Annotated in this window: 3 protein-coding genes and 2 pseudogenes; all 5 read right to left on the reverse strand. The window is 38.8% G+C overall.

Features of this window, described 5'->3' with window-relative positions:
* Window positions 1–257 (reverse strand): annotated as a pseudogene (locus K0A91_RS10600) (prohibitin family protein); the annotation flags it as partial.
* A 125-nt stretch (window positions 258–382) separates the two neighbouring features.
* The gene (locus K0A91_RS10605; protein ID WP_295010158.1) at window positions 383–1,303 is read right to left on the reverse strand and encodes a branched-chain amino acid transaminase; all 921 of its coding nucleotides are present in this window, start codon (window positions 1,301–1,303) and stop codon (window positions 383–385) included.
* Window positions 1,304–1,559: 256 nt separating this feature from the next.
* Window positions 1,560–2,849 carry a hypothetical protein gene (locus K0A91_RS10610; RefSeq protein WP_295010159.1) on the reverse strand — a complete coding sequence of 430 codons (1,290 nt, stop codon included), beginning with the start codon at window positions 2,847–2,849 and terminating at the stop codon, window positions 1,560–1,562.
* A gap of 182 nt (window positions 2,850–3,031) precedes the next feature.
* A complete protein-coding gene (gene pstS, locus K0A91_RS10615; RefSeq protein WP_295010160.1) occupies window positions 3,032–4,036 on the reverse strand; it encodes a phosphate ABC transporter substrate-binding protein PstS in 1,005 nt (334 codons plus the stop codon).
* A gap of 508 nt (window positions 4,037–4,544) precedes the next feature.
* Window positions 4,545–4,826: pseudogene (locus K0A91_RS10620) on the reverse strand (polyphosphate kinase 2); the annotation flags it as partial.

Raw genomic sequence — 4,826 nt, forward strand, 5'->3', positions numbered from 1 at the left:
CTTAAAATACCGCGCTCACCCTCTTCAATGATAGTAAACGGCTTTGCCAAAACTAAAAGAATAATGATTGCGACTATAAAGTACATAAGACCCGCTTTTCCTCCGCCGAAATTAAAGTCTATCTTTGGCATTTGAGGGCCAGCTCCGCCGCCTCCCGTACCGCCGCCGCTAGACTTTCTTCCAAAGTTGCCATCTTCGCTCTTTTTTTTGTTGAAATAGTCATTCATATCTGATGCCATTGTTATGTTATCCTTCATTTTTATACCCTTCTATTTTATTACGCTTGTCGGAAGTATACCCTCAAGGGGCACCTCGATTCCGCCAAACTACGCTAGCCGATAAGGCACTAAAGCTTGCCACGCAGGTGGCAGGACAATCACTCTTAACTAATATATGTTAAATAGTGCTCATATTGTTTATCTCTACCAAAAACAATATCAAAATATTTACTTTGCAGTTTTTCTGTCATTTCGCCGCGAGCACCGCATCCTATATCTCTGCCGTCAATATGGCGAACAGGTGTTATTTCGGCAGCCGTTCCTGTTAAAAAGGCTTCATCTGCCGTATAAACATCTTCTCTTGAGATACGACGGCGTTCTACTTTTATTCCCATATCCTGAGCAATCTCTATCGTTGTCTTTTGAGTGATTGACTCTAGAGAGTTGTCATTTGGAGGAGTAATAAGAACACCATTTTTTACCATAAAAAAGCTCGCGCCGCTTGCTTCTGCAACATAGCCCTGATCATCAAGCAGAAGCGCCTCTTCATATCCGCAGTCAATGGCTTCATACTTTGCCATCTGAGAGTTGAGATAGTTTGCGACAGCTTTTGCTTTACCCATATTTGAAGTGTTTGCAGGTCTTGTCATGGAGACGATTTTAAGTTTAATCCCTTTTTGCATACCCTCTTCCCCGAGGTAAGCGCCCCACTCCCATGCAGCAATAGCGCTCTCAACCGGAGCATTCTTATGATAAACACCCATAACGCCATAGCCCAAAAATGCAAAAGGGCGGATATATACATTCTCCCCTTTAAAATCATTTTTTCTAAGCAACTCCAATTGAGCCTCATTTAACTCCTCAACAGTGTAAGGGATATCCAGAAGAGTCATCTTTGCAGACTCTTTTAATCTTTTGGTGTGGTCATTCAGACGAAAAATAGCGTAACCTTTGGCCGTTTTGTACGCTTTAGTTCCTTCAATTACACCGTTGCCATAATGCAATGTGTGTGATAGAACATGAACTTTCGCGTCATCCCATCCCACAAACTTGCCATTCATCCAAATATATTTAGCCGCATCCATCCACTTCTCCAATAATTGCTACTTTAAAATTCTTGGTATTCTATCCAAAATGACGTTTATATTGTATTAACTCAGCAGAGTGCCTAAGTTTGCATGTAACTTTTGTTTCAAAAAAGTGGAATGACCCCCGTAAAGTAGACAAACTTTTAATCAGTTAATTGGATAAAATAGTTATTTAAGTCCATAAAGCCCAAAAGGGCTCTATCTCTAAGGGAGTGTGTGAAAAAGGGGATAATTATTATTATTTCTTATGCTATTACCATTTAACTTCAGTAGTTAACATGTAAACATCTTTTGATTGTCCAGTATCGCCACCATCTGCTTTTTCTTCATCAATAAATTTTCCAGAAGCGATAAAGCTTACATTTTTGCTATATTTATAAGCCAAAGCTGCAATAATTTTGCTTCCATCAGCTGAAACTGATTCAGCACCAGTCGTCATAGCAATTTTATCAATTTTATAGTCATCATATCTACCAACAATCGTCCAATCTTTAAACGGTCTTATTTCGCCATTTATAGAAAAAGCATCGTACTCTTTTCCATCAGTTATAAGACTATTTTTTGCTTTATCTTCTGCTGTAATATATTGTGCGGCTATCAAGAAAAGCGGCTGATTATAAACAGCGTGAAGACCATAGAAAGTACGGTCGTATTCGCCAGCACCGTTTACTTCTACCGTGTCATCTTTATGGTTTTTTGAAATCAAACCAAATGTTGATAAGTGCATGTAACTATCTTTTGTACGGTCTACTTTACCAACTTTTTTACCGCTTCCAATTAAGTGCCCCGTTAAACGCCACTCTAGTGATAAATCAGAGCTATTTTCCTGATTAGCAGCCGCTTTATCAGCATGGTAACCCTCACCGTTAAATATACCGATTTCAGAAGAGAAGATATCTGTTTTAGTTTTAAAGTTAATACCAAGGTCTGCCGAATTTACAAGGTCAACGCCCGATTCGGTAGCAGTTCCTTTTTCCTCAATAAAAACTTTGTTAAATGAGCGATACATCCAGCCGCTATGCTCCTCGTAGTCAATCCACGGACGGTGAGCGATACCAAACTCAACACCTGTAGATGGAAGAACGTTGTCTAGATAAAGGTAAGCATACTTAACAAACACATCTGCGTATGATTTGCTAGATGCCAACTCTTTTGTAGCATCCATTGTTACACGCCAGTAATCTTTATCGTTAAAAAAACCTTTTACCTGAACATAGTTGCGGCGAAGCTCAAAACCACTTGAACGAGCAGCATATCTTGCAGTGTCATCACCTACGGCAACTGTTGTAGGGACAGAAGTATCTGCTCCAGCAGCTGTTGTTTTTGGATTAGCAGATGTATAACCAAAAAAGTGGGTTCCGCTAAACTCTAATTTCATAGCTTTAGAAAAAACGGAACTCTCTTTGTTTTCAAGAGCAACACGGTCCGGAGCCGAAGTAGTAAATACTTGACCTTTGTCATCTACATAAAACTGCTGAGCAGCACTCAAACTAGTCGCGCTAACCGCTAAAGCAGCTATTGTCGATAAAACGATTTTTTTCATTTTTTATTCCCTTGTTTTTTTGTTTAGAGAATTATAAAATCATTAGGTTACAAAAAGATTACAATAAGCGCTTTACAATGTATGTTTTATAACGAAAAAAAAGCCCTTGCTATGAGAAGTTGCAAGGGCTTATAGGAGATTTTTTTAGGAGAGAAAATATGAGAATGGATGTTGATTAACGATTATTTAAGATTGGCTGCCCAATACTCTCTAATCATCTTTTTAGTCTCTTGGGGAAGCGGGATATAACCTAGCTTTTTAGCACTTTCGTCACCGTTTTTGAAAGCGTAGTCAAAAAAAGCAGTTACTTTTTTATTCATTTCGCCGCCCTCTCTTGGAAGAAGAATAAACGTAGCCGCAACTATCGGGTACGATGTGTCACCTGCTTGAAGTGCTAAAACAGAGTGAAAATGCTGCTCTTTTGTCCAGTTTGCATACTTAGCGGCAGCTTTAAAGTTCTCTTCGGTTGCAGTAACCCATTTGCCATTCGCAGTTTGAAGCACAGCAGCACTTAGGTTGTTTTTCTCTTTATACGCATTTTCGATATATCCAAGAGAGTAAGGAGTCTGCTTTATTAAGCTTGTTACACCCTCATTTCCTTTTCCGCCGATACCAACCGGCCAGTCAACCGCTTTACCAGTTCCGTAGTTCTCTTTCCAGTTTTTTGAAACTTGTGAAAGGTAATAAGTAAAGTTAAACGTTGTTCCGCTTCCGTCTGAACGGCGAACAACGGTAATTTTTTGATTTGGAAGGTTAATTCCTTGATTGTCAGCCGCTATAGCAGGGTCATTCCACATAGTGATTTTTCCTGCAAAGATATCTGCAACTACTTCGTTTTTAAGCTTCAGAGTCTCATCAGCGATGCCATCTACATTAAACGCAACTACAATAGAACCGATAACTGCCGGAAACTGAAACAGGTTGTCTTTTGCAAGCTTAAGAGGAGATACAGACTCATCAGACGCACCAAAGTTTACTGTTCTCTGTGCTATTTGCTTAACTCCGCCGCCTGAACCTATTGACTGATAGTTTACAAGATTTTTTGTATCTTTTTTGTAATTGAATGCCCAATCATAATAGATCGGAGCAGGGAATGTTGCACCCGCACCGTTCATTTTATCAGCGGCGAACGAAGTTGTGATTGACGATGCAGCGACTATTGCAACTAAAGCTAATTTCTTTAACATTTGTTTTCCTTTTTGAATGTTTGACAAAATTATAGTTGTTCCATATTACGAGATGATTACAAAAAGTGTTATTTAATTTTACTATTTCATACTCACGGCTGATTCATTCTAAAAGAGAACAAAGTTTTTTTCAATATCTGTTTCTTGTGACCTTGACAATCTCTTCTATTACAAAGAATTTAGTCATATCAATATTGTAAAAATCATCATAAACCTCTACTTCGCGCACTTCGGGATTTCGTTACTTTTTGAAGCTGTATTTCTGGCTGTAAGTATCTCTAAAAAACACTTGCAAAAAATGAGACTAAATGTGCCAGTTTTTTATACCCTCAAGGGGCGCACACTCCTCCTCTTTTGCTTTGTTCCTTTTATCGCTTTACCGTCAACCGCTATCTAGCCTGAATGCGTTTTTCTCATATAGTGTTGCATCCACTTAGTGAAAATATCTTCAAACTTCTTGTGGTTTATATTCATAAGCGCCAGTCTTACGGTAGCATGATTAGAAAAACTACTCACCTGTAGATGAAAATTTAAACTGGCTCTCCATAGCAATAGTCTCATCTCTTCCGAATATTATCACATCTTTATCCACCTCTATCTCCCTTGCGTCTATCTTGTTTGGGTACTCTACAAAGTTTAAAATATGTTTTATAGTATTTATTCTGGCTTTTTTCTTGCTGTCGCTTTTAACGATGGTCCACGGTGCAATGTCTGTATGTGTAGCACTTAGCATCATATACTTTGCCAAAGCGTAAGCATCCCAGAGCTGTTGAGCTTTCAGATCAACATC

Origin of the sequence: Sulfurimonas sp., from assembly GCF_019429335.1 — a bacterium.
GTDB lineage: Bacteria > Campylobacterota > Campylobacteria > Campylobacterales > Sulfurimonadaceae > Sulfurimonas.